This is a genomic window from Laspinema sp. D2d, from assembly GCF_025370755.1.
In the GTDB taxonomy this organism is placed as follows: Bacteria; Cyanobacteriota; Cyanobacteriia; order Cyanobacteriales; family Laspinemataceae; genus Laspinema.
This window is the reverse complement of record NZ_JAMXFC010000020.1, coordinates 36,639-61,587: the sequence shown is the minus strand read 5'-3', so window position 1 is coordinate 61,587 and position 24,949 is coordinate 36,639. Positions and strand designations below refer to the sequence as shown.

The following is a 24,949-nucleotide window of genomic DNA, read 5'->3' as shown; positions in this document are numbered from 1 at the left end:
ATTTCCATAAAAAAACTTCTGCATTAGAAGTAATGCCGAATTATTCAAGCCCCCCTTAAGAACGCCAATCGGTTGGGGGGATCTCTGATAGAAAATTTTATTTTGTGGAGTTCCCTAAAAACCCGCACCCGTCAACGGTGGAGCTATACGGATTGAGCGAAGCCCGGGCCGTTAGGGCTATAGCCAGCGGGCGCGGCGTCAGAGAGAAAACCGACTTGAGACAAACGGATTGCGTATAACCTAAAAAAATAGTTCTTCCTCTTCTCCCCCTTTCCTGCAAAGTGGGGAGAAGAGGAAGAACTGTTTTTTCGGTTAATTAACCACACTTCATATAATAATTAATCCGTTTGCTTCAATACCTTGTATAGTGGCCTATAGCGAGTAATTTAGGTATCTGGATCAGTTTTGTCCCCCAAAGTCCAAAAACGATTATACATAATTTAAACTTATAACAAGAATTTAAAATAAAGTCTTTACTTATCAAAAAGCTTACTCTATGATAAATGCCAACAACGTAAGGAAAACTTTATGGAACAGTTAATCCAGGGCATTTTCATCGGTTACTTTGTACTGTTGATTCTTTTATTTTCTATCAAAGCTTTCTTTGCTCCCCGTCTTGATTAAGCCAAATTCTCTTACTGATTCAATCGTTTTTATCCATCGGAGGAACCTACTATGAGTCAACTTTCCCGACGTAAATTTTTATTGACCCTAAGCGCTAGTGCCGCCAGTTCTGTGTTGCTAAAAGGGTGTTTAGGTAATCCCCCAGAACCGACCAACAGTAGTAGTTCTACTCCAGCGGTTGCTCCCGTTAGTTTGAGTCCAGAAACTACCCCAGAAACCAATACGATTAAACTCGGTTATCTGCCCATTGTGGAAGCAGCAGCAATGGTTATTGCCAAAGAAAAAGGCTTTTTTGCTAAATATGGCATGACGAATGTGGATGTTTCTAAACAAGCCAGTTGGGGAGCAGCTAGAGATAATGTGGAAATTGGATCGGCTGGGGGTGGAATTGATGGGGGACAGTGGCAAATGCCGATGCCTTACTTAATTTCCGAAGGACTAATTACTAAAAATAATGTCAAATTGCCCATGTATGTCCTGGCTCAACTGAATACTCAGGGGAATGGGATTGCGATCGCTAATATTCATAAAGGTAAGAATATTAGCTTAGATTTAAACGCTGCCAGAGACTATATTATTGGTTTAAGCAGCACGGGAACACCGTTTACCTTAGCCTATACCTTCCCAAAAGTGAACCAAGATTTTTGGGTGAGATATTGGTTAGCAGCAGGAGGAATTGATCCAGATAATGATGTGAGCTTAATTACAGTTCCGGCGGCTCAAACCGTTGCCAACATGAAAACTGGGACAATGGATGGGTTCAGTACCGGGGATCCGTGGCCCGATCGCATTGCTAAAGATGGGATTGGTTTTCTGGCAGCATTAACCGCTGATATTTGGCCTTGTCATCCCGAAGAATATTTGGCAATTCGGGCTGATTGGGTCGATAAAAATCCCAAGGCAACCAAAGCCTTATTAAAAGGATTAATGGAAGCGCAACAATGGTGCGATCGCGCTGAAAATCATGGGGAACTGGCCTCCATTTTATCAACTGCAAATTATTTCAATGTTCCGAGCTCAGTTGTAGAAGGTGCTTTTTCGGGAAACTATAAATTAGGAGATAACTTAGCACCCATTAGCGAGCGAACAAAAGCTACCTTATATTGGAAGGATGAAAAAGGAAGTGTTTCCTATCCTTACAAGAGTCACGATTTATGGTTTTTAACCGAAAGTGTTCGCTGGGGTTTCTTGCCACCGGAGACGTTAACCAATGCTAAACAATTAATCGATCAAGTCAATCGAGAAGATATTTGGAAAGAAGCCGCCCGAGAAGCGGGAATATCCGAATCAGATATTCCCACCAACACATCGAGAGGGGTTGAAAGATTTTTTGATGGTAAGGTTTTTGATCCGGCTAATCCCCAGGCTTATTTAGATAGTCTGTCCATTAAGAGAATTTAAGACAAGCATTGAGATCTCAGCGATCGGCTTTCAAATTTTAGGGTGAGAGTTGTCATCGTTGAGAGTCTCCACTGAACACTCATCAATAGAGTGCACTGATACCGTAATACGAATCTTTCTTTAGTTCACGTTTAATTCAACACAATAGGAGGCATAATCATGGCAAATATCATCAGAGGCAAGCGGCAAAGAACCGGAAACCCTATCCTAGATTTTTGGAATAAAAACTCGCACAATATTCTCCCGCCTTTAATGGGCTTTCTAGGATTTTTAATTATTTGGCAAATGGTGTCAATGCTGGGTTTAATTAAATTGCCTCCCCCATCAAATATCATTACCAATGAACGAACTCGGATTTACTTAATGTATCCTTGGTTTGACCGGGGCGGACTGGATAAAGGATTATTCTGGCAGACGCTGGAAAGTCTAAAACGAGTTTTGATTGGCTATTCTTTTGCGGCAATTGTGGGCATTGGCACTGGGATTTTGATTGGATTGAATCCGGTTTTAAATAAAGCTCTGGATCCTTTGTTTCAATTCCTGCGAACTGTGCCTCCCTTGGCGTGGGTTCCCCTGTCTCTGGCAGCTTTGCAACAAAATCAACCGGCGGCTTTATTTGTGATTTTTATTACCGCTGTTTGGCCCATTTTAATTAACACGACCGTCGGAGTGCAACAAATTCCCCAGGATTACATTAACGTTCGTCAGGTCTTACAACTTTCTCCGCAAAAGTTCTTTTTCAAGATTTTGATTCCGTCAGCTTTGCCTTACATTTTTACGGGATTACGAATTGCGATCGGTCTAGCTTGGTTAGCGATTATTGCGGCTGAAATTGTGATGTCAGGAATTGTAGGGATTGGATTCTTCATCTGGGATGCTTACCAAAATAACTATATTTCAGACATTATTTTGGCTCTAGTTTATATCGGTGCAGTGGGCTTAATGCTCGATCGCTTCATGGGATGGTTACAAACCGTGATCGCGCCCGGGGAATAATCCTGAATCCATCCTGTTGCCTGGGTTTGGTTAACCTAAATCCAAACCCAACTCCATCTCAAGAATCCAAAAAAATTAATGAGGGAATAAATTATGAGCGTTTTTGTGGCAGTGGACCAAATTGATAAGGTGTTTGAGTTAAGCAATGGGGGTGAATACATTGCGCTCAAAGGTATCAATTTACAGATTAAAAAAGGTGAATTCATCTCTTTAATTGGTCACTCTGGTTGTGGGAAGTCAACCCTGTTAAATATGATTGCAGGATTAGATTTACCCAGTGATGGAGTGGTGGCCCTGGAAGGACAACGGATTCAAAAACCCGGACCCGATCGCATGGTGGTGTTCCAAAACTATTCCCTTTTGCCTTGGTTAACCGTGCGTCAAAATATTGGTCTTGCTGTCAATGAAGTGATGGCCGGATTGCCTGAAGGCGAAAGAAAGCAAATTATTGAAGACCACATTGATTTAGTGGGGTTACGTCATGCAGTAGATAAATTACCCAAAGAATTATCCGGTGGGATGAAACAACGCGTTGCGATCGCCCGTGCCCTAGCCATTCGTCCCAAATTGTTACTATTAGATGAGCCTTTTGGGGCATTAGATGCCTTAACTCGGGGCAATCTCCAGGAACAATTGATGCGAATTTGTGAAGAATATCAGGTGACATCGGTGATGGTGACTCACGATGTGGATGAAGCGGTATTACTGTCCGATCGCATTGTCATGTTAACCAACGGGCCAGGGTCCAAAATTGGGGGCATTTTAGAAGTGGATATTCCCCGTCCTCGAAAACGCATGGAAGTGGTCAATCACCCCAGTTATTATATTTTAAGAAGTGAAATTATTTACTTCTTAAATCAACAAAAACGAGTCAAAAAACTACGCGCCCGAAAAGTTGATGTAATTTCACGTCATGGCTTAGAAAAAATCAACCTAGAGATTGGTTTTGTCCCCCTCACCGCTTCCGCTCCTCTCATGGTTGCCCAAGAAAAAGGTTTCTTTGTCAAACATGGATTAGAGGAAGTTAATTTAGTCCGAGAAACCAGTTGGCGTGGCATTGTTGATGGCATTGCCGAAAACTATTTAGATGCAGCGCAAATGCCTGCCGGAATGCCGATGTGGTTCACCAATGCGGGTAATAAAGATATTCCCTTACCCGTCGTAACCGCTTTGACCATGACTCGCAATGGCAATGGCATCACTTTGGCTAAAAAATTCTACAATCAAGGGATTCAGACGGCCAAAGATTTAAAAGAAGCCATTCTGAAAAGTAGCGATGAGAAACATCGCTTGGGCATGGTTCATCCCTCTTCAATGCACAATATTTTACTAAGATATTGGCTGGCTGCTGGAGGAATTGATCCAGATAAAGACGTGGAATTAAAAACCATTCCCCCGGCGCAAATGGTGGTTGATTTAAAAGCGAATACCATTGATGGATATTGTGTCGGAGAACCTTGGAATTTCCGGGCCGCAATGGAAGGAGTGGGCTTTACGGTAGCCACTGATTTAGAAATTTGGCAAGGACACCCGGGTAAAGTTTTAGGAGTCCGAGAAGATTGGGCAAATAAATATCCCAATACTCACATTGCTTTGGTCAAAGCTTTATTAGAAGCTTGTGCTTATTGTGCGGATGAAGATAACCATCTGGAAATTCGCAAATTGTTAGCCACTCGCAAATATTTAAGTACGGATATAGACTACATTCATTTAGGCTCTCCTAATGAAATGAGTTGTAGTTTGGATCATCCGATGCGAGAATATGCTCATCACGAATTTTTTGGGGAAGGAATTAACCGTCCAATTCGGACAGAACATCTGTGGATGATGACTCAAATGGCTCGTTGGGGGGATATTCCTTTCCCTCGTAATTGGGTGGAAATTTTAGAGCGAGTTTGTCGCGTGAATGTATTTAGTACGGCGGCGCGTGAGTTAGGAATTGATGTTCAGTACAAACGCACGGGAATTAATCTTTTTGATAGAGTAAGATTCAATGATGAAAACCCCATTGAGTATCTGAACCAATTAAAAATAAAACGGAATATTACGATGGCCGAAATTATTCTCGATACCCGAGAAAGAGATCCGCTTTCAGCTTGATAGTAGGTAACTCTCTCATGGGCAAGTTTCATGAGGGTCTGCTGATCTATATCTCTCAATGACTGATTCTTAAAATAGGAGAAATTAGCCATGCCACAAGTCGTCTACAAAAAAATTCAAGCCAATCAAGTCAATCCATCCGGTAAAAAGCCTTTTGTTGTTTTTAACAATGTTTCTAAAACCTATAAAACCCCGCGAGGTCCTTATACGGTTTTAAAAGATGTCAATTTAACCATTAATCGGGGCGAATTTATCTGTGTGATCGGTCATTCCGGTTGTGGAAAATCTACCTTGTTAAATATGGTGTCTGGGTTTAATACCCCCTCTACGGGTTCGGTGACGGTAGGTGGAGAACCTGTCACTAAACCCGGACCCGATCGCATGGTGGTTTTCCAAAACTATGCCCTCTTGCCTTGGTTAACGGCGTTTGAAAATGTCTATCTGGGTGTTAACGAGGTTTATCCCAATAAGTCCAAACTGGAAAAAGAGGCGATCGTCAGAGATCATTTAGCGATGGTCGGTTTAACCGAAGCGGCAGATAAAAAACCCAAGCAAATTTCCGGGGGGATGCGTCAACGGGTTTCCATTGCCCGGGCGTTAGCCATTCGTCCAAAAGTGCTGATTTTAGATGAACCTTTTGGAGCTTTGGATGCCATTACCAAGGAGGAATTACAAGAGGAACTCTTAAAAATTTGGAACGATCATCGCTGTACGGTGTTAATGATTACTCACGATATTGATGAGGCATTATTCTTGGCGGATAAATTGGTGATGATGACCAATGGCCCCGAAGCAAAAGTAGGGGAAATCATGGAAATTCCTTTCCCCCGTCCTCGCGATCGCGAGCGCATTATGGAAGATCCCTTATATTACGATTTGCGTAACTACGCCTTGGACTTCCTTTATAACCGTTTTGCCCACGATGACACCAAGGATTAACCATAAAGCGGTGATATAAAATTGTCTATCTCTGCGTGGTGCTTCCTATCCTTGGGACAGTCTGGGCCACACAACATTTAGCTATACCTCCATGCTGTGCATCTTACTCGCTTGTGAGTCAGAAAGATGCACAGCACTCTCCAGTCCATCAGCTTCCCCCTTGCGAAGGGATGAATCCAGGATGTTGCCAGCGGTCTATTTAAGTGATGCCATATCGATACAAAAGCGGTACTTCACATCAGACTTGAGTAGTCGCTCATAAGCTTCATTCACCTTTTGAATCGGGATGACTTCCACATCAGCGGTGATGTTATTTTCCCCGCAAAAATCGAGCATTTCCTGGGTTTCGGCAATGCCCCCAATATTTGAGCCGGAGAGACTGCGGCGGCCCATAATCAGGCTGAATGCGGAGACTTCCAGAGGATTCGAGGGTGCACCGACTAAGGTTATATTACCGTCGAGGCGGAGTAGATTGAGATAGGCGTTAATGTCGTGCTGGGCGGAGACAGTATCCAGGATAAAATCAAAGCTACCCGCCTGTTTCTGCATTTCATCTGCGTTGCGGGAGATTACCACTTCATCGGCACCGAGGCGGAGGGCATCTTCTGTCTTGTCAGGGGAGGTGGTGAAGACAACAACCTGTGCCCCGAAGGCATGGGCGAACTTCACGCCCATGTGACCGAGGCCCCCGAGACCGACCACGCCAACTTTCTTACCTTTGGTGACGCCCCAGTGCCTCAGCGGTGAGTAGGTCGTGATTCCGGCACACAGCAGCGGTGCGACTCCTGAGAGTTCCAGGTTGGAAGGAACCCGCAAAACGAAACGCTCATTGACGACGATGCTATCGGAGTAGCCCCCATAAGTCACCCCTCCGAGGTATTTGTCCGTGGAGTTGAACGTTAGGGTGAGGTTCGGGCAGAACTGCTCAAAACCCGCTTGGCAATTGGGGCAAGTCCCGTCGGATTCGACCATACAGCCGATCGCAGCGAGGTCACCCGTCTTGTACTTCGTCACGGCGGATCCCACTTGGGTAACCCGACCTACAATCTCATGACCGGGGACAATAGGATAGACGGTAGGCACCATGTGGCTCCATTCGTTGCGCACGGAATGGAGGTCGGAGTGGCAGATGCCGCAATACAGGATTTCGATTTTTACGTCATGGTCGGTGGGATCCCGGCGGGCGATCGTGTCGGCGGCCAGTCCTGATGTCTCACTGGCAGCGGAATACGCTTTTGTTTTGTACATAAGTTGATGCTCTTGATGGTTTACGGTTAGCAACGGGTCATGTTCGTCTGTCAATCCCTGCTGTTGATGCCTATTTTTTTGATTTCTCCACTTGATGCGACTTGATTTACTCTCCCAATTGTAAAGATTCAACCCTGATCCGTCGCTCTATCAGTGGGAGGGGATTTTTTAAAAGTAAGGTTAGCGGCGAGGCCATATCGCTCGGTTTACCGCCTTGGGGTTTCCCAAAATTACTTAATCTTTCAATTGTAGGGCAGAAGAATTGAGAATGAGCCAGGAAAATAGATTTTTTAGGTTTAAACTATTTTGGGTTTCTTAACTGATGTTTGGCAAGTCTTGTCAAACTAATTTAAGAGTTTGCTTTCCTCCGTAGCGAGTTTAAATAAATTGGACAGAAAGAAAGCGAGCCCGATGTAAAGGGAACCCTCACAGGCTGCGCTTTAAGGGAAGCTACGCCCCAGACTTGACGCCCTACAAGACTATCAGGCTGGGATCCATTGTCAAATTAAGGTAAGTTCACTATATAGATTGGGGCGAGTTTAATTCGGGACGGTTGATGAGTATCATTACTTATTCAGGCCGACCAAAATTTTAATTTAAGCTCAGAGTTGAGGTGGAACCTGGGGAGGTTGAGCCTATTAATGGGGTAATTCACCCTAACCATAGAGTAAAATCAATGATATCCCTTATTAAAATCAATAGTTCTCGGGGTTAGCCTATCAAAGCCCCCAAAACCTTGTGTAGATAAGGTTATAAGCAGAAATTACAGAACAAATTATTAATTGTTGTGGAGGAGTATCTTCCTTTTGGGACGGAATAAGGATACTCTACTTCCAAGAAGATTAAGAAAAGATAAATCTGTTCCAGCCTTGCCGGAGTGCAGTCCTGAAATTTATGAGGGAAGCATCAAGGGCAGACTGGTCCTTTAGAGCTCATATTAGGAAATGCGGATGGCTGATTTACTTTTGACAACCGTTTGGTTAGTGCCTGGATATGCTTTACTTGGGGGACTCCTGGCGGGCGCTTGGTCCCCGGGAACGATCCGAAAAACTGGACCTAGACCCTCGGGCTATATTAATTTAGTCCTGACATTTTTAGCTTTTGTTCATAGTTTGTTTGCGTTACCGGCAACCTGGAATCAACCGGCGCAACAGCTATCTTGGACTTGGTTGGATGCGGCAGGGTTAACCCTAACGGTAGATTTAAAAATATCCGCATTGACCGTGGGTGCAATGGCATTAGTCACGGGATTGAATTTGCTGGCGCAAATTTTTGCCGTGGGATATATGGAAATGGACTGGGGTTGGGGGCGCTTCTATGCCATGTTGGGCGTATTTGAAGCGGGAATTTGCGCCCTGATCTTGTGCAATTCTTTATTTTTCAGCTATGTCATTTTAGAAGTCCTCACCCTGGGCACTTATTTATTAGTAGGATTGTGGTTCTCTCAACCGTTGGTCGTGACGGGTGCAAGAGATGCTTTTTTAACAAAACGGGTGGGAGATTTAATCATGCTCATGGGGGTAGTTGCTTTATTACCCTTAGCAGGAACCTGGAATTTTGATGAATTAGCACAATGGGCGCAAACTGCGGATTTAGATCCTAAAGTTGCTACGTTGTTAGGGTTAGCGTTACTGGCGGGACCGTTGGGGAAATGTGCACAGTTTCCCTTGCATCTGTGGTTGGATGAGGCGATGGAGGGGCCGGTTCCCAGTACGATTTTGCGGAATTCCGTGGTGGTGGCGACTGGGGCCTGGGTGTTGATTAAATTACAGCCGGTGTTGGCGTTGTCAGAGATTGCCACGACGACGGCGATTTATATTGGGGCGGTGACAGCAGTCGGGGCTTCTGCGATCGCCATTGCTCAAATTGATATCAAGCGATCGCTCTCTTACTCTGTGAGTGCCTACATGGGTTTGGTGTTTATCGCCGTGGGTACAGGTGAGACTCAAACGGCTCTCATGTTGCTCCTCTCTCACGCGGTGGCGATGGCACTTCTCGTTACCTGTACGGGGGGACTTATCTGGAATACGATTACCCAAGACCTCACGCAGTATGGGGGACTGTGGTCTCGGCGTCCCATTTCTGGGCTGGCATTTCTTGTGGGAGTGGCGGGTTTAGTTGCACTCCCTCCCTTTGGCGGATTCTGGTCCTTGCTCACAATGGCCCAGAATCTGTGGCAAGCGCATCCGGAGTTGGTGGGCGTGTTGGTGGTGGTGAATGGATTAACGGCATTTAGTGTGATGCGGGAGTTCGGATTAATTTTTGCGGGCCAGCCAAAACCGATGACGGTGCGATCGCCGGAAGTGCATTGGCCGATGATTATCCCCATGATCATTTTAATGGGGGTGACTTTGCATATTCCCTTAATTTTGATGGAATGGAATCTGCTACCGGATTGGGCGAACCTGAATGTTCCCGTGGCGGGTGCTTTGATTGGATCGACCATAGTTGGGGGTGGATTGGCTACCTTTATTTATCTGAGCGATCGCATTTCCAAACCCGTAAAATTTGGTCCTCAATCCGTCCAAGACTTTTTTGCGTATGATTTTTATACCGCCAAGTTGTACAAACTGACCATTGTATTTGCCGTAGGGTTAGTTTCCCAGATGGTATTTTGGTTTGACCGCTATATTGTGGATGGATTGGTTAATTTAGTAGGGTTATTTACCCTGTTTAGCGGCCAGGGATTAAAGTACAATGTTTCGGGACAAACCCAATTTTATGCCTTAACGATTCTGTTTGGGATTGCGGTATTAGGGATGTTGCTCGCTTGGCCGTCTTTGTCGAAAATTTTCTTAATTTTCAATTAACCTGTTTGGTACAATAGGATGTCCAAAGTTTCTTAGAAGGATGAGGCTTAACCCTGAGTTTTTGAACTTTAAGCAAGGGCATCGCCTCATAATTTCTAGTCTATCCACCCCTTTACACCTGTCAGCTTGAGCGGGTGCCAACTCAACCGAACAAATTCATGGAAAAAGTGATCAACTCTACTCAAATTTCCCGGCGCAATTTACTCAAATTTGGGGCAGCAGTCCTGGGGACTAGCGCCGTTACAGCGACCCTCTCCTCGGGTTCTTCCTCTAAAATACTGGCGAATGAAGCCCCGGAGGTTCCTAACAACTTATCCCCCGATGATGCCTTAACTCTGTTAATTGAAGGCAATCAACGGTTTGTTACCGAAAAACGCGTCAATCCTCACCAAAGTTTTGACCGAATGGCAGAAATCGCAGAACATCAAGCTCCCTTTGCATCACTTTTAAGTTGTGCAGATTCACGAGTCCCGGTTGAGATTATTTTTGATCAGGGATTTGGGGATTTATTTGTGGTCCGCCAAGCGGGAAATTTGGTGAGTCCCGAGGAAACTGGGAGTTTGGAATTTGGGACCGCTGTTTTGGGTTGCAAGGTAGTCATGATATTGGGACATGAACGCTGTGGTGCGGTCGCAGCGGCCCTGAAAGGGGGTGAATTTCCCGGTCAAATTGGCCGATTAGTGGCCGCGATCGCACCGGCACTGGCAACGATTCAAGAACAAAATGGTGACCCCTTAGCAAATGCGGTCAAAGCTAATGTTTCTTGGCAAGTTAATGAGTTGAAAAAATCTCCCGTGATTTCTGATTTAATCGCCCAAGGAAAATTAAAAGTAGTCGGCGGTTACTACGATTTGGATACGGGAAAAGTTGAGTTAGTGAATTAAACTCCACCCGCCTCGGTGCTTCCATTGTTCATTCATGTTTGAGGAGCTAGAAAGGATAACGCCATGCTGAGTCTATTAATTGGATTGCCCCTTTTCGGTGCAGCACTCATTGGATTTTGGCCGTCCAAGGGGTCACCTACGCAATTGCGAAATATTGCCCTAGCCGTCGCCTTGGGGATTCTGGCTTGGACAGTGGCGATCGCCACCCAGTTTGATTTAGTCTCCCCAGGAATGCAATTTCAAGAATATTTACCTTGGATTCCCCAGTTAGGACTCAGCTATAAATTAGGCATTGATGGGTTATCTTTTCCCCTGCTTGCCTTAAGTGCATTTCTCAATTGCATTGCCATTTATGGGCGAGGTGAAACGGTGGAACGTCCTCGGTTATATTATCCCATGATTTTCCTCGTGAATGCTGGAATTACCGGGGCCTTTGTCGCACAAAACTTGTTATTATTTGTGCTATTTTATGAATTAGAACTCATTCCGCTTTACCTCTTAATTGGGATTTGGGGCGGTCAAAAACGCGGTTATGCCGCGATGAAATTTCTAATTTATACCGCATTGTCGGGGATTTTAATCTTAGCCGGTTTTTTGGGAATGGCTTGGTTAAGCGGTTCGAGCAGCTTTGATATCGGCTCGATTTCTACAGAAAATTTATCCTTAACCTCCCAACTGATTTTACTCACGATTCTGTTAATCGGATTTGGGATTAAGATTCCCTTGGTTCCCTTGCATACTTGGTTACCTGATGCTTATGTGGAAGCGTCCCCGGCTGTTGCCATTCTCCTGGGGGGAATTCTGGCTAAATTAGGGGCTTATGGGTTAATCCGATTTGGGTTACAACTGTTCCCAGAAACTTGGGCAATTGTAGGTCCTGGGTTGGCGATTATTGGGGTGGTGAGCGTCATGTATGGTGCCTTTAGTGCGATCGCTCAAAAAGATATCAAACGCATGGTTGCCTACAGTTCTATCGGACACATGGGCTATATTTTAGTAGCTGCCGCCGCCGGAACTCCCCTGAGCTTACTCGGTGCAGTCGCCCAAATGGTGAGTCATGGATTAATCCTCGCCATTCTCTTTTATATTGTTGGCATCATTGAGCAGAAAGTCGGCACTCGCGAACTGGATGTTTTAAATGGATTAATGAATCCCAACCGGGGATTACCGCTCACCAGTGCCTTACTAATTTTAGGGGGAATGGCAAGTGCGGGAATTCCAGGATTAGTCGGATTTATTGCTGAATTCATGGTTTTTCAAGGCAGTTTTTCAGTCTTCCCTGTGCAGACTTTGCTTTGTATTATTGCCTCGGGTTTAACCGCTGTTTATTTCGCCATTTTAATCAATCGCACCTGTTTTGGAAAGTTGGATAATCAATTGGCTTATTATCCTAAAGTGTTGTTTGCTGAACGAGTTCCGGCATTAATCTTGGCTGTAACTATTTTCATTTTAGGCATTCAACCGGCTTGGTTAGTCCGGTGGAGCGAACCGACAACTACTGCAATGGTAGCCCATATTAACTCCTCTAATTCAGGGCCAATTGCTCAAGAATTGAACACTTTAAAACCCTAAAATCAATGGAGAAATTCCGGATATAGGAGTGGGAGCCAAGGAGTGAGACCCTCCCCCTCCTGAATTCTCGGGTTATCCTGATTTTAACTCCCTATAACGCATTGAAAAATCCGTCTTAATTGCCTTTTTTTGATTGTTATCCCAGAAAACATCTAAACTATGACAACTGCAACTTCAACACAACTTCCCCCCTCTACCCATGAATTTGCCGATATTATTCATCGGTTAGAAGCCGGTGGCGCAATGTTGCCGGACAATCCAGAAAATTTGAAGCAAATTATCGGCATTTATAAAGCCTATGCCGTACCAATGGACTTCTACTGGCGGGATTTGCTTTATATTGCCCAAGAAGTCTTTTTAGAACCCTTTAACTTTTTCAAATACTTCCTCCCGAAAGAGTATTTAGAACTGCATAATCACTATGCCGGAGATGATGCCGACTTGCGAATCTGGCGGGGAGAGGCAACAGCACACCCGGAACTTTTAGCCTTTATTGAAAAAGGGGAATTAAATCAGAAACTTCCCCGGCTATTCCATCATTGGTTTCATGATCGCGTTAACATGGAGTTCGCTGAAGCCTGTATGCGAGCCATGTTGTGGCATGGCAGAGATATGGGGTGGGGTAAATTTGATGCCTATCTGGATAGTGATGAGTACAAAGCTAATGCAGATGTCGCGATTAAAGCCTATTTTAAAGGCAATCCCGTCATGTTGGGACTCTATAAACTGTTTCCCGAAATGTTTTTAGAACAGGTGAGACAACTCTCGTATTATAGTAATTTGGGATTGTTCTGGGAAGTGATGGCCCCAGTCTTTTTTGAAATGTCCGATCTGTATGATGAAGGCAAGCTCACCAGCGTTCCAGAAGCTATGAATTTCCTGGTTAATGGCATCTTTGCGATCGCTGGACGTCCCATTTACCATCACGTTCATATTCGCGGCGAAGTTTACGAAATTATCCCCAAATCTAAAGGCTTTACCTGGTTATATGAAGCCGCCTTACCCTATGTGGAAGCCGTTTTTTATCGCACTGCACCATTCCGAGGTACTAAATCTTATAACGCCCAAGCTAAACAAGTCCCGGATGAGCAAAAAGACTTTCATTATGGCATTTTATATGCTGATGTTTTTCCCGTGGGAACTGCTGGCATTCCCCCCACATTATTAATGCAGGATATGCTCCATTTCCTCCCCCCTTATTTGGTCGATTATTATCGCCAATATTGCCGGGGTGAGGATGATATGTTGATTCAGTTGGGAATTAGTTTCCAGCGATCGATGTATTGTGTCACTTCCGCTGTCATTCAAGCGTTACGGACGGCTTTACTCTATCCCTTAGATGATCCCAATCCCAAGCATTTGATGGCAAATCGTCAGTTTTTTGAAAGCCAGTTAGATCGATTTAAACGTCCGGAAGCCCGGTTGCGGGATATCCAAAATCAGGATTATCGATAAGGGTATCGGGTGCGTCAACCCATGACGCACCCTGGATTTTATCCCATTAAAATCACCGTATCAATCACATGAATGACTCCATTATCGGCTTCTATATCCGCCGCAACAACCGTGGCATTTTTGACTTCAAATCCACTGGAACAATTGATAGAAATGGGGGACCCTTCCACGGAAGTAACGGATTTTAATTGGGCTAAATCCGCTTGCATCAATTTACCCGAAACGACATGATAGGTTAAAATTCGGGCTAATTGAGGAATATTTTGTAAGAGGGTTTGAATGGTTCCCGGGGGTAATTTGGCAAAGGCGGCATCCGTGGGCGCAAAAACGGTGAAGGGACCGGGACTTTTTAAGGTTTCAACTAAATTCGCCGCCTGCACCGCAGCGACAAGAGTTTTAAAGGAGTCATTGCTCACAGCAATATCCACAATATCGGGCATAAATCCACCTGGTTTTGTACAAAATGCTTTAAGTTAATTGTATGATAAACGGTGAAATTGTAGGGAAAGAATGGAAAAGTTAAGGCAAGGGGAGTTACAAGCAAAAAAAAACTCTCAGTGGGGACTGAGAGGAATTTAGGAGTGCAGGAGCTACCGGAAAACAGCGAGGGTTCTTCAATAGCTAAGAACTACTCTAACGAGGGGGTATGGAGTCGAGATGACAGCCGGATGTCATTTGCATGACAGTTGGGAAATATAGGCAGCGATCGCCCTCAATAGAGGACAGACGAGCATTTGCAGACAGCAGAAACAACGGGTTCTAACTCTCACCCAGGCGATCGCGTAATAACTCATGAAGGAATCGATACTGCTGCCCTCCAACGCGCTGTAAAAATAACCGTTGACTGACATATTCCAAAAACCGGCTATAATTCCAGGGAATATCCCCTTTGCGCCACAAAATGAGGTGTACAATCAAGTGTTTCATCCAGGGAGTGGCGGTAATTAGTCCACAAACTAAGCCTAAAATAGGGGCGGTTGAACCCATGAAAAACAACACCGAAAGCAGATACATTATCCACCCTCCGGTAGGGGTGATAGCGGATAAAATTGCCCCAATGAATTGAAAACTTAAGAAACCCAGGAGGCAACAACTCACCGAGGCGATCGCCGACTGCCACAGGATACGAGGGGTGGTGGTGTCCAGTTCAATATCCGGCGCTTTTAAAACAATAATTCCCCCACAGCTTAAGGCAATAATTGCAAAAAATATTCCATAAATTCCTCCCACTTCCCATCCATAAATCAAGGCAAATAATCCAGCATATACCAGAATAAATAGCCATAACAAAGCGAGGGGATACTGTAGCTGTTCTCGGGTGGGTTGCAACCGTAAGGTAGGAAGAGATTCCGGGGAAAATATTCGTTGATTCCCCTCATCCATGACCCCTGCCAGCCAGCGTAACCAGAGTTTGGTTTGTTCCGCCGTGGGTTCGGTTTTGCGGGTATAAATTGGTTTTTCCATTTCCCGAGACAGTTGCCGCCGAATATAGGCATTAAACACATAGCGCTGACGTTCGTCTCGCGTCTTTAACCGTTTCCAGGAATGAATTAAAATTTCCTCATAGGCAACAGTCATCAGATTTAAGAATAAAGGAGTTCGGGCTAATCGGAATAAGGTGGGGTCAGTTTGGAGATTTTCCCAAAGTTCCCGACTCCGAGAGGCAAGCAGATATCTCTCAATCTGATTCATCGTCAACGGTTGCACTCCAACTGCCGCATACAAGCGTAGACGAGTTTCGCGCTGTTGGTAAGTATCCATCCGGGTACAGAGTACCACGGGCAGCGCCTGTCCATTTTGGCGTTTGGATTGGGAAATTTCTTTTAAACACTGTTCCTGCCGATCGCCCTCCAGTTCGTCTAGTCCATCCAGGAGCGGTAACAAGCGATCGTCGGCCAACAATTCTCGAACCAACTTCCCCTTAACGTTATACTTATGACAAACTTCTTCCTCAATCCAGGTTAGAAACGGGGTCTGATCCAGCCAATGTGCTAAATCGAGGATAACCGGCATAGATTCCAGCTCATTATGTCGGGCGCGATCGCATAACTCTTGGGCTAATTCTAACAAAGTGCTAGTTTTCCCCGAACCCGGTGCACCGAGAATCAATACAATTCCGGCGATCGCTCCCCCTTCCAGAGTACCCGTTTCCGGGTCCGCACGCACTGCCAACGCATTCAATGCCTCTACCCCTGTTGGAGGGGGTGCTGCCACCTGTAACCCTTCCAGAATCCGTTGTTCCGGTGCCAGTTTCCGTCTGGGATGCTTGCCAATTTTTATCTCTACATCCCACAACCGGGGGATATCCTCTGTGAGGGGTTCGCGCACCAAATAGCGGTGTACCGCGTACTGTAACGACTGCTGCTGTCGGGCGATCGCTTCACTTTCCACCGCTGCCAGTAACCCCGATCGCCCTGCAATTTCCGAGGATTGCCAGCCCTGCCACCGCTGCACTATACTCAACACCGTCGGCAATCCCGTGCCCAACGCCCACAACAACACCGATGCAGCACTTAAATTTCCCTGAAAAGCGGGATTAAGGGACTCACTGACGAACAGGAAGTACACCGACACTGCCGCAATCAGAGGCAGAACCCCAAACAGCCAAAAACCCCGTTCCACCCTGCCGCCGGGTAACCAACAGGTTAAGGCACACAACAGTCCACATCCCAGGGTTAAAACCCCCAGCAAAATGCCCAGACTCGTTGGGGACGCCGCCGTAATGGCGATCGCCATACAGAAAAACCCATTCACCAATACAGTCAAAATCAAAATGAACGCCGGACTAATTTTTGGCATGGTAGATGCCTCTCTTGCAGGTTATCGATTCTCAATTTACCCTCTTCTTGTCCCATAGTCCCCCCGAAGCAAGGCGATCGCTACTGTCATTTAACACATTATTTGTCGCTGTTAACAAATTAGTGTCGTCGAAGGCCGAGTTTAACAAATTGATGTCATCGAGCCTCAAAACCAATCGTTAACAAATTAATGTCGCCGAGCCATTGATCGAGTTCTCTCATGGGAAGGCTAACGCTATACTTTCTTTCAAGCGATTCTTATTCTACACCGTCAGTAATTCTGTCCCCCACTTTCAAGGCACTCCAACCCAGAAGTGATGTTGAAACCTGCCAGAAGTTATGAGGAGGCTATTTATGTGGCTATCTTTCAACCCATCCCAACACGGGAGTGGTGTTGAAACACTGAGTGGACGATAAGAGGGTAAATTGAGAATCGATCTTTCAACCCACCTTAATCCGCGATTAGTAGCGAACAAATCTCCTAACTTTCAACCCACCCCAACGCGGGAGTGGTGTTGAAACTTCAATGGGGTCGTGTTCGCCTTCCAAGTGGCTGGAGTCTTTCAACCCACCCCAACGCGGGAGTGGTGTTGAAACACACTTTGCGAACGGGAGTTCTAGCTCAGACAATCCTTTCAACCCACCCCAACGCGGGAGTGGTGTTGAAACCGAAAGGCGGACTTTTTAGGGATTCCGTATTGGACACGCTTTCAACCCACCCCAACGCGGGAGTGGTGTTGAAACCCTGCTACGGTTGTTTGCCACACATCATACAACTACACCTTTCAACCCACCCCAACGCGGGAGTGGTGTTGAAACTCTCAATGTGTGTTCCAGCTTGGTCAGGCCAGCCCTCCCTTTCAACCCACCCCAACGCGGGAGTGGTGTTGAAACACAATATTTTTGACCTCCTTGGAGCGGACCAATTCCTTTCAACCCACCCCAACGCGGGAGTGGTGTTGAAACTGCGAGTGAGATCGCTCCACCTCTGTAAAATATTTTCTTTCAACCCACCCCAACGCGGGAGTGGTGTTGAAACCGCGCCCGCTGAAACCCTTGTCTACTGGGGTTTCCACAAGCAGTTTTGGCAAACCCCGAAAAATGTAGCAACATTGTCACTACAAGAGCAAGTATTTGTTGGCCTGTCAAACGGCTAAACCTATACGCGACAAGGGATTCCGGATTTTGGCAGGAGGTTTGGGGATTTTGCCCGTGCTTTGCCTTGCCAAAAAAAATGTAAAGATGGGTTCCCCCGAGGGGGTGATTGTGTAGCCACCACTGCGGTAATCCGCATCCTGGAAGTCCAAGATTAAGGCTTTGGGTTGTGCATCTCTTCCCTGGGCCTAATTCGGTATTGCTGGGAGCGCACCTGTCGGGGTATAAAGGATCTATAGCAAGATGGCTTTATAAACCGAACTTTCCCACTGGCGATGAGATCCGATCGCAAGTGGCAGCATCCCGAACGGGCAGCTACTAGGGTCAGAAAGTAAGACTGTATCTCTACAGCCAAACGAACCCATATTTTCGCAGTACAGCGGCTCAAAGAGCATGAACTGCGGCGCTGTTGTTTATTTATTATATTATCAAGGTACGAATTTTGCTCGGCTTACTTTACTGACCGATCGCAGTAAGCGGCGATCGCCAACTCTCTAGCTTTGTCCTGGGGACTGCCGTCAGAAGGTTGTTTCCCCACCTCTATGACAATGCCAACTTTTGCCGCTTGAGCGGCGATCGCATCCATTAAGCGGCCATAACTCCAGCGGTGGACATTCACCCGGTATTGTTTGGCATATTTATCCTGGACTTCTTTATAACCGGGTATCTTTTTTTCCACCCGAGTTTGCATTTCGCTGTGGAGGATTTCCCGGATATCTGTTAGTTTAGGCAGGGCGATGCTCCCTGCTTGGTAGGTACGAGCGATCGCCACAATCTCTTTTGCCACCAGGCGATCAATATACTGCCCTAACTCTGAGTCTCCAAACTCGTTTGCTGCCCCCTGTTTTTGGGCTTTCTGCCGTTTCTGAGAAAGCGATCGCTGTTGCTGTCGGCGGCGGTTAAGCAAGGGGTAATGGTCCCCCAGCAGTTGTTTGATGTTGCGATAGGTTAATAGGCGATCGCCTGGAACATCAATAACGGCAACCGTGGCGGGTTTCTCTAAGCCTAAACTGACCCCCACGATGATCGCGCTTTGACCTTGATATAAAGGTTTGCTGGGACGCGGGAAGGGGGTATTAATTCGGGCAAGCATCGTTTCTCTTCGTTTGATGAATGCCAGTTGTTGTTCATTCAGGTCGTCCTTTTCTTTCGTTTTGGTCAAAATGTTGCTAACTTCAGCAGCTTTTTCCTGGGCAACTTGTTCGGTTCCTTCTGCTGTCCAGAGTCGGGTATCAAGGCTACAGTACAACTTTAAGTGATGGACGTTCCAGGCTTCACCCTCTCCCGTACATTCCTGCCATCCAATTCGTCCGCTTCGTAATGTAAATAAGCTACTGGAGTGCTGATTTTTGCTCTGGCGTTTGATTTGTTGGTCTTGGAAGAAGCGCTCAAACCAATGGAGTTGGCGGTTATCGCACCACACCTCAAAATGATGCTCGCTTAATCCGTTAAAGAAAACGCAAATGCGACCCGCTTCATTTTTAAACCAAGTCATATCCTCGTTGGTTTCGTAACTGATGGGAAACGGCACAGGGGAAGAGTTCCTTAAAAGGTTTGCTTGCCATGTAGCGGCTTCGGCTTCGCTTTCCGGTTGTTTGCTTTGGGAGTTTTCTAAGGTTTCCAGCCACTTTTCTCCCGTCAAATCTCGGCCTTTGGGATGTCGGCTTTTCAGTTGTTGTTTGAGGCGTTCGATTTCAATTTCTTTTTTTCGTCGTCGCTGTTGATAGGCTTCTGGATCTTCTTCCACAAGGCTGACTTCCCCATTATTTTTGAGTAGATAGGCAAGAGCGCATCGCTCTAAAGGGTCTTTGGTTTGGGCATAAGCATTAAATAAAGTGTTAAACAAGGAAGCCGCTTTAGCCTTGGATGGAGTCGATTTAGACTTCTTTCCCTTCTTTTTCTGGGTTGCCTCCCCGGGCGGGGTTTCGGCGTTTTCGGCGTTTTCTGTCTGGGGTTGAAACTGAGTTAAAATTTGCGTGGCTTTGGCTCGAATCTCCTCTAAGGTGCGATCGCATTCTTCTTCCAGTTCCCGATCGCTTTTCAGCAGGTTCAACCAGCGTTCTTTACCCTCAATTTTTTGCTGTCGCCGCTTTTGCAGTGCGAACCAGGATTTATAGTTATAGCTGACTAAGGAAATTGCTGAAGTGTAGAAGCGTCCCGGTTGTCCGCTGAAACGAGGGCCATTTTTGAGTGAGTCGCATAGGGCTTTGATAGTGGCTTGCGGGATACTTCCCTTTTGCAGCCAGCTTTCAAAGTCGGAATGTTGGACAATTGCTTGCAGAAGTTCATTCACCAAAGGTGTATTTTTCTGCGCCATCAGTTCCCACAGATAGCGGAGGCTGGATTCTTTGGCAACCAGGCGACATTGAATCGTAATTACGCTCATACAGATGACCCCAGACAGCTTACAGAGCGGGAAACCACTTCCCTCTATTTTATCGAGTAGATTCCGTTGCTTTTACCATTGTTGTGATGGAAGTTATTTTCCTCCAATTGTTCGAGATATTCTCGGAGGAGGTTGCGTCCCATTGCTTTGCCAATTAGCTCTAATAATGCTTGGGTTCGGGCTGCCATGAAGCCTTCAAAGTCGTCTTGATACAGGAACTTGGGCTCGATCGCATGAGAGTGCAGCATTCGATCCAGTGTCCAAGGGGCAATACCGGATTCCTCAAATTCCCTCAGATAAACCGAAGGCGGTTTGGCGCTGATTTTTTTGTTGGTCGTGGCGGAGAGGGGGGTGCGGTTGAGCAAGCAGTTATAGTCTTTAGCGTCAATGCCTTGTTTGCGACACCAGGACACCGGGAAAATGTGGTGAGAGTTAATCTGTTCCTCGAAGTAAATCACGTCATTGATCGCCTCTCCGGTATGCAAATCAATCGCTCCCTGGCGTCGCAATAAAGCAGTTAACCCTTGATAGACCGCCCCAAACCGCTTGCGTACCCGTCGCAGTTTCTCGGCTGAAAAACTGGCATTGACGATGGTGGAAGGGACAGGGCCATTGGAAATCCATAAGGGAACTTCCAAAATGTCGTAAGAGACTCGTCCTTCGCTCCATCGGGTGTACATTTCCCCAAATAATCCCGACCAAAACCACTGCTCTAACTGCGATCGCACTCGTTCATTGCGCGATTGCTCTCCCAAGACGCTGAAAATGGCAGCTAAGGCGACTAATTGAATGGGATAGGCGATATCGCTGGCATCAAACAGTTTCAGTCCATACAGGAACCTTGCAGCTTCCTCAAAGCCTCGGGTCACGAGATCGGCCCAGGTTTGATAGTCTTCTTTGGAGAGTTTGAGGACTTCGGCGCGACTGCAAGAAACCGCAGGTAAGATATCTCCACTCCAGCCGTTGCTCAAGGCGCGAGCGCGACGGGTATAGCTGGAGACGAGGGTCACGGCTTGCACAAAATCGGTATTTCGCAGTTTGGCTAAGACTTTGAAAGTTTTTAGGCGAGACTCGCGCAATTTCCAATCATCTCTGAGGCTGAAGTCACCCGCGCAATAGCTCGAACTCATTAAATCAAAGTAGTTCAGGTCGCATCCGGCAGTGTTGGTGTCTTCAAAGACTTGGCAAACGGCTTCTTTGGGGAGGGAGTCCCGTAGCTGGATGACGGGGATTTGATAATGCTCGAATTTTTTGATGACTTCCTGTTCTAAAGCGTCAATCAGTTCGAGTTTGGCGGGGTCGTAGTGCCAAAATTTCGAGTATCTGCTACGCCAGTCGGAAAAGGAGAACAGTTCCGAGAGGGGGAACAGCAAGGATTGATATTCTTTTTCTGGGGTAGTGCAGTCGAGACAGGTATGAGCCGATCGCTTGCATTGGGGTAAGGCGATAATCGCACTGCGGCGATCGAGATTGGGGCTTAGGCATTTCAAGATATCCAGGTAGTACCATTTTCGGTGGCCTTTCTGGCTTTTCGGTTCTTTGACGGTGACGGGTTCGCCGGATAGCAGGGCCATGAATAAGGTGGTAAGGCGCTGTTGTCCATCCAGAATCAGCAATTTGGGCGGGTTGGGTTCCGGTAAGGTGACGCCATCCACGAGGCGGGGTTTGAATTGCAGGGGATAGTTTCCCTGTTGCAGCATCATCACTGCGCCAATCGGGTATCCCAGGGAGACGCTGGCAATTAAACGGCACACCGGGCGATCGTCCCACATCCAATCTCGCTGAAAGTCGGGGAGTTGGATGCATCCGTTTTTGATGTCCTTGAGCAGATCCAGCAGGGGATATTTGGCAATGTCAAAGGTAGAAATCGAATTCATTGGAGCGTATTGCTGAAAGTATTGCGGTTCTCTCTCAGCGTAGGAGTCAGCCTCTGGTGACAACAAGGGGTTTTGAGGGCAGTTGGTCGCGATTCGCGACCAGTTACTCTTCAAGGAAGTCTGGAGGAAGCTCGATCGCCCCCTCAGCGGCGAGTTTTCGGATTTGGTTGATGAGGTCCGCTTGACGCAGGAGATGGAGGACGTAGCGAGGGCGACGGCAGAAATCATGGCCCCAATCCTTGATGGTGTTGGGGCTGAGTCCGGTGGCGGCTGCGATCGCATGGATGCAGGCTTTGCGATGGTTGCGATTCGGGTCGTCGGGTACCCAGCGACGGCAATACTCCATCGGTTCCAGGGGCAGTTGACGCAGAATGTCAATGCGATGGGGAGCCAATGCAAATCCCTTCTAATGTTGGCCGAATCCAAATTAAGCAATTTTGACGGCCAATACCAGAAGTTTACTCGTAAAACACGAGTAAATTATTTTTGCAGTAAGTCGGTAGGTAAGACCAATTTGCGGATTTGGTTGAGGGTATCCGCCATCCGCAGACTGTGGGTGATGTGGTCGGGGCGCTTCTCGAAACTTTTGCCCCAATTCTCGATAGTGCGCGGACTCAAGCCTGTTGCTTCCGCTAAGGCTTCCACGCAGGCTTTCCGGTATCCCCGTTCCTCCGGGGACAGTTCAACCCATTTTTGACAGTATTCCAGGGGTTCCAAAGGCAGGTCTCTGAGCGCATCAATTCTATCTTGCGGACTCTGGCGGTTGCTGTCTATGGGTCGGAGGGTCATCGGGGGTGGGTTTGCTCGGAGTTTACGAGTTGTGTTGACTCGCTGTTTGGGAGTGACGGTGCGATCTTTCTTTCCTGGGGTGGGGCTTATCACCCCTTCAGTCTTTCACCCTCTTAAGTAACACCACGAGGAAAGGTAGGGGTGTTATGGAGATAAGAATTCGCTGTTGAAAGTTCTTACAGTTGCCCTACGATCGATTTAAAAGACGCTTTGAAAAGAAAGATAACCCCTGTCTAACTGGAAACCTGTCGTTTTTATTCTTCTCAGTTAGAACTCGCTTTTAACATTCTAAAATTCCATCACAGCACGAATAGCACCTACTGCACTCCCCAGAATTTCAGCCGCGCGATCAATATCTGACTCCGTAGTAAATTTACCGATCCCAATTCGCAATGCGCCATCAATGACCTGGGAAGATAACCCTAACCCTTGCAAAACGTGAGAGGGTGTTTCTACGCCGGAGGAGCAAGCGGCACCAGTCGAGATGGCGAGGCGATCGCGCACCCGAGAAATGACCGCACTGTTCGGAATATCCGGAACCGAAATATGCAAATTTCCCGATAGGCGATCGCTCATATCCCCATTAATCACTAACCCGGGAATTTCTTTAAGCAGTAACCCTTGCAACTTATCCCGCAATGCTGCAATTTTCCGCTCATCTTCCGCCATTTCTAATTGCCGCAACCGACAGGCTTCACCTAACCCCACAATTCCCGGAACATTCAACGTCCCCGAACGAATTCCCTGTTGATGTCCGCCGCCAAATAGAATCGGTTCCAGACGATAGCCTAGGGGCATCACTAACGCGCCGACTCCTTTCGGACCATACAATTTATGGGCCGAAATCGTTAGGTAAGTTATTCCCCATTCCTGAAACTTGATGGGAATCTTTCCTACGGCTTGAGAAGCATCACAAAGAAAGGGAATATGATAAGTTTTAGCCAGATTGCCAATAGCTTCAACGGGATAAATCGTGCCAATTTCGTTATTGGCTGCCATAACGCAGAGCAAAGCGACCCCAGTGGTACAGACTTTTTCCAACTCATCTAAATCCAGTCTCCCTTGGGAGTCTATCCGCAGGTAAACGATTTCGGCCAGACCTTTTTTTGCCAAGGCATTGCAAGTATCTAATACTGCCTTATGTTCTACGGGAGAAACGGCAATTCGTGGTTTACCTGTAGCGGGGGTATGCGCGAAAATGGTCCCTTGAACCGCCAGATTAATGCTTTCCGTTGCGCCGGAGGTGAAAACGATTTCTTTGCGAGATGCGCCGATTAATTCTGCCACCTGACTCGCTGCTTGAGAAACCGCTTTTTCAGCGCGATCGCCATAACTATGGTCGATACTGCTGGCATTACCGAATTCTGTCGTCATGTAATGCAGCATTTTCTCTGCCACTCTGGAATCAACTGGAGTCGTGGCATGGTAGTCGAGATAGATGGGATAGAAATCAGTCATCGGATATCCATTAAATCAAGTCTTAACTATTGCACAATCAAATCGGGAAGTGATGCGCTGATTTAGTTGTGATTCATTTACCTGGGGTAAATCATGAAAATTGCCAGATTTCCGCATAATAATTAGATGTTCGATTGTGGGGTTAAAGTCGGCAATTTCTTCGGGAGTGGGTGCGCTGGTGATAAAATTGAGGAGATAGCGATAAATATGGACCGGGAGTGTCGGTTGTTGGAGAAATTGGGCCAGAAGTTCGGGCAGCCGATCGCCAATTTTTTTTAACTTTTAGGAAATTTTATCTGTGACTTTAGTTATCTCAGTTTTCCCAAAAGTTCGTCCGGGACTTCAAGGGTAATTCTAGGCAGGGGCGAAACTCCAATAAAATCGTAAAGTTACCGGAGTTGTGGTGGATTAGTAAAGCGTCAAACCCAAACCTACTCTACACCACTTTATCGGACAT

At 46.5% G+C, this 24,949-nt stretch carries 16 protein-coding genes and 1 CRISPR repeat array; of the genes, 8 read left to right on the top strand and 8 right to left on the bottom strand.

The window, feature by feature from the left end:
- The first annotated feature begins 675 nt into the window (after window positions 1-675).
- The 4 genes from NG796_RS14715 to NG796_RS14700 all read left to right on the top strand — a co-directional run bounded on the left by NG796_RS14715 (window position 676) and on the right by NG796_RS14700 (window position 6,060).
- Window positions 676-2,025: a CmpA/NrtA family ABC transporter substrate-binding protein gene (locus tag NG796_RS14715; RefSeq protein WP_261207594.1), complete on the top strand. Its 1,350-nt coding sequence runs from the start codon at window positions 676-678 to the stop codon at window positions 2,023-2,025.
- Between the two features lie 159 nt (window positions 2,026-2,184).
- Window positions 2,185-3,021: a nitrate ABC transporter permease gene (ntrB, locus tag NG796_RS14710; protein ID WP_261207593.1), complete on the top strand. Its 837-nt coding sequence runs from the start codon at window positions 2,185-2,187 to the stop codon at window positions 3,019-3,021.
- Between the two features lie 93 nt (window positions 3,022-3,114).
- The gene (locus tag NG796_RS14705) at window positions 3,115-5,121 is read left to right on the top strand and encodes a nitrate ABC transporter ATP-binding protein (RefSeq protein WP_261207592.1); all 2,007 of its coding nucleotides are present in this window, start codon (window positions 3,115-3,117) and stop codon (window positions 5,119-5,121) included.
- A gap of 90 nt (window positions 5,122-5,211) precedes the next feature.
- Entirely contained in the window at window positions 5,212-6,060 is an 849-nt protein-coding gene (locus NG796_RS14700) for a nitrate ABC transporter ATP-binding protein (RefSeq protein WP_261207591.1), read from the top strand.
- A gap of 195 nt (window positions 6,061-6,255) precedes the next feature.
- Here NG796_RS14700 and NG796_RS14695 read toward each other — a convergent pair whose 3' ends face one another.
- Window positions 6,256-7,308 carry an NAD(P)-dependent alcohol dehydrogenase gene (locus tag NG796_RS14695; protein WP_261207590.1) on the bottom strand — a complete coding sequence of 351 codons (1,053 nt, stop codon included), beginning with the start codon at window positions 7,306-7,308 and terminating at the stop codon, window positions 6,256-6,258.
- Window positions 7,309-8,258: 950 nt separating this feature from the next.
- On the opposite strand from NG796_RS14695, the gene NG796_RS14690 reads away from it, so the two are divergent.
- The 4 genes from NG796_RS14690 to NG796_RS14675 all read left to right on the top strand — a co-directional run bounded on the left by NG796_RS14690 (window position 8,259) and on the right by NG796_RS14675 (window position 14,029).
- Window positions 8,259-10,118, top strand: coding sequence for an NAD(P)H-quinone oxidoreductase subunit F (locus NG796_RS14690; RefSeq protein ID WP_261207589.1), 1,860 nt, complete (start codon window positions 8,259-8,261; stop codon window positions 10,116-10,118).
- A gap of 158 nt (window positions 10,119-10,276) precedes the next feature.
- Window positions 10,277-11,002: a carbonic anhydrase gene (locus tag NG796_RS14685; RefSeq protein ID WP_261207588.1), complete on the top strand. Its 726-nt coding sequence runs from the start codon at window positions 10,277-10,279 to the stop codon at window positions 11,000-11,002.
- Window positions 11,003-11,065: 63 nt separating this feature from the next.
- Window positions 11,066-12,574: an NADH-quinone oxidoreductase subunit M gene (locus NG796_RS14680; protein ID WP_261207587.1), complete on the top strand. Its 1,509-nt coding sequence runs from the start codon at window positions 11,066-11,068 to the stop codon at window positions 12,572-12,574.
- Window positions 12,575-12,733: 159 nt separating this feature from the next.
- Window positions 12,734-14,029 carry a CO2 hydration protein gene (locus NG796_RS14675; protein ID WP_261207586.1) on the top strand — a complete coding sequence of 432 codons (1,296 nt, stop codon included), beginning with the start codon at window positions 12,734-12,736 and terminating at the stop codon, window positions 14,027-14,029.
- Window positions 14,030-14,067: 38 nt separating this feature from the next.
- Here NG796_RS14675 and NG796_RS14670 read toward each other — a convergent pair whose 3' ends face one another.
- The 7 genes from NG796_RS14670 to NG796_RS14640 all read right to left on the bottom strand — a co-directional run bounded on the left by NG796_RS14670 (window position 14,068) and on the right by NG796_RS14640 (window position 24,492).
- Complete coding sequence (locus NG796_RS14670) at window positions 14,068-14,469, bottom strand: fasciclin domain-containing protein (RefSeq protein ID WP_261207585.1); 402 nt, start codon at window positions 14,467-14,469, stop codon at window positions 14,068-14,070.
- A 319-nt stretch (window positions 14,470-14,788) separates the two neighbouring features.
- Window positions 14,789-16,828: an NACHT domain-containing protein gene (locus tag NG796_RS14665; protein ID WP_261207584.1), complete on the bottom strand. Its 2,040-nt coding sequence runs from the start codon at window positions 16,826-16,828 to the stop codon at window positions 14,789-14,791.
- 289 nt (window positions 16,829-17,117) lie between these two features.
- Window positions 17,118-17,866: a CRISPR direct-repeat array (repeat unit 37 nt; unit sequence CTTTCAACCCACCCCAACGCGGGAGTGGTGTTGAAAC).
- Window positions 17,867-18,433: 567 nt separating this feature from the next.
- Window positions 18,434-20,368, bottom strand: a complete 1,935-nt coding sequence (gene cas12k / locus NG796_RS14660; RefSeq protein WP_261207583.1) for a type V CRISPR-associated protein Cas12k — start codon at window positions 20,366-20,368, stop codon at window positions 18,434-18,436.
- A gap of 44 nt (window positions 20,369-20,412) precedes the next feature.
- The gene (locus NG796_RS14655) at window positions 20,413-22,245 is read right to left on the bottom strand and encodes a DUF262 domain-containing protein (protein ID WP_261207582.1); all 1,833 of its coding nucleotides are present in this window, start codon (window positions 22,243-22,245) and stop codon (window positions 20,413-20,415) included.
- A 103-nt stretch (window positions 22,246-22,348) separates the two neighbouring features.
- Entirely contained in the window at window positions 22,349-22,639 is a 291-nt protein-coding gene (locus NG796_RS14650) for a hypothetical protein (RefSeq protein WP_261207581.1), read from the bottom strand.
- A gap of 86 nt (window positions 22,640-22,725) precedes the next feature.
- Window positions 22,726-23,127 (bottom strand): hypothetical protein, encoded by a 402-nt coding sequence (locus NG796_RS14645; protein ID WP_261207580.1) that lies wholly within the window; start codon window positions 23,125-23,127, stop codon window positions 22,726-22,728.
- Window positions 23,128-23,322: 195 nt separating this feature from the next.
- Window positions 23,323-24,492, bottom strand: coding sequence for a cysteine desulfurase family protein (locus NG796_RS14640; protein ID WP_261207579.1), 1,170 nt, complete (start codon window positions 24,490-24,492; stop codon window positions 23,323-23,325).
- Window positions 24,493-24,949: the final 457 nt, after the last annotated feature.

What these genes read in the sequence shown, in the direction of transcription:
- NG796_RS14715 (WP_261207594.1), top strand. Translation starts at nt 676, where the DNA reads ATGAGTCAACTTTCCCGACGTAAATTTTTATTGACCCTAAGCGCTAGT.
- ntrB (WP_261207593.1), top strand. Translation starts at nt 2,185, where the DNA reads ATGGCAAATATCATCAGAGGCAAGCGGCAAAGAACCGGAAACCCTATC.
- NG796_RS14705 (WP_261207592.1), top strand. Translation starts at nt 3,115, where the DNA reads ATGAGCGTTTTTGTGGCAGTGGACCAAATTGATAAGGTGTTTGAGTTA.
- NG796_RS14700 (WP_261207591.1), top strand. Translation starts at nt 5,212, where the DNA reads ATGCCACAAGTCGTCTACAAAAAAATTCAAGCCAATCAAGTCAATCCA.
- NG796_RS14695 (WP_261207590.1), bottom strand. Translation starts at nt 7,308, where the DNA reads ATGTACAAAACAAAAGCGTATTCCGCTGCCAGTGAGACATCAGGACTG.
- NG796_RS14690 (WP_261207589.1), top strand. Translation starts at nt 8,259, where the DNA reads ATGGCTGATTTACTTTTGACAACCGTTTGGTTAGTGCCTGGATATGCT.
- NG796_RS14685 (WP_261207588.1), top strand. Translation starts at nt 10,277, where the DNA reads ATGGAAAAAGTGATCAACTCTACTCAAATTTCCCGGCGCAATTTACTC.
- NG796_RS14680 (WP_261207587.1), top strand. Translation starts at nt 11,066, where the DNA reads ATGCTGAGTCTATTAATTGGATTGCCCCTTTTCGGTGCAGCACTCATT.
- NG796_RS14675 (WP_261207586.1), top strand. Translation starts at nt 12,734, where the DNA reads ATGACAACTGCAACTTCAACACAACTTCCCCCCTCTACCCATGAATTT.
- NG796_RS14670 (WP_261207585.1), bottom strand. Translation starts at nt 14,469, where the DNA reads ATGCCCGATATTGTGGATATTGCTGTGAGCAATGACTCCTTTAAAACT.
- NG796_RS14665 (WP_261207584.1), bottom strand. Translation starts at nt 16,828, where the DNA reads ATGCCAAAAATTAGTCCGGCGTTCATTTTGATTTTGACTGTATTGGTG.
- cas12k (WP_261207583.1), bottom strand. Translation starts at nt 20,368, where the DNA reads ATGAGCGTAATTACGATTCAATGTCGCCTGGTTGCCAAAGAATCCAGC.
- NG796_RS14655 (WP_261207582.1), bottom strand. Translation starts at nt 22,245, where the DNA reads ATGAATTCGATTTCTACCTTTGACATTGCCAAATATCCCCTGCTGGAT.
- NG796_RS14640 (WP_261207579.1), bottom strand. Translation starts at nt 24,492, where the DNA reads ATGACTGATTTCTATCCCATCTATCTCGACTACCATGCCACGACTCCA.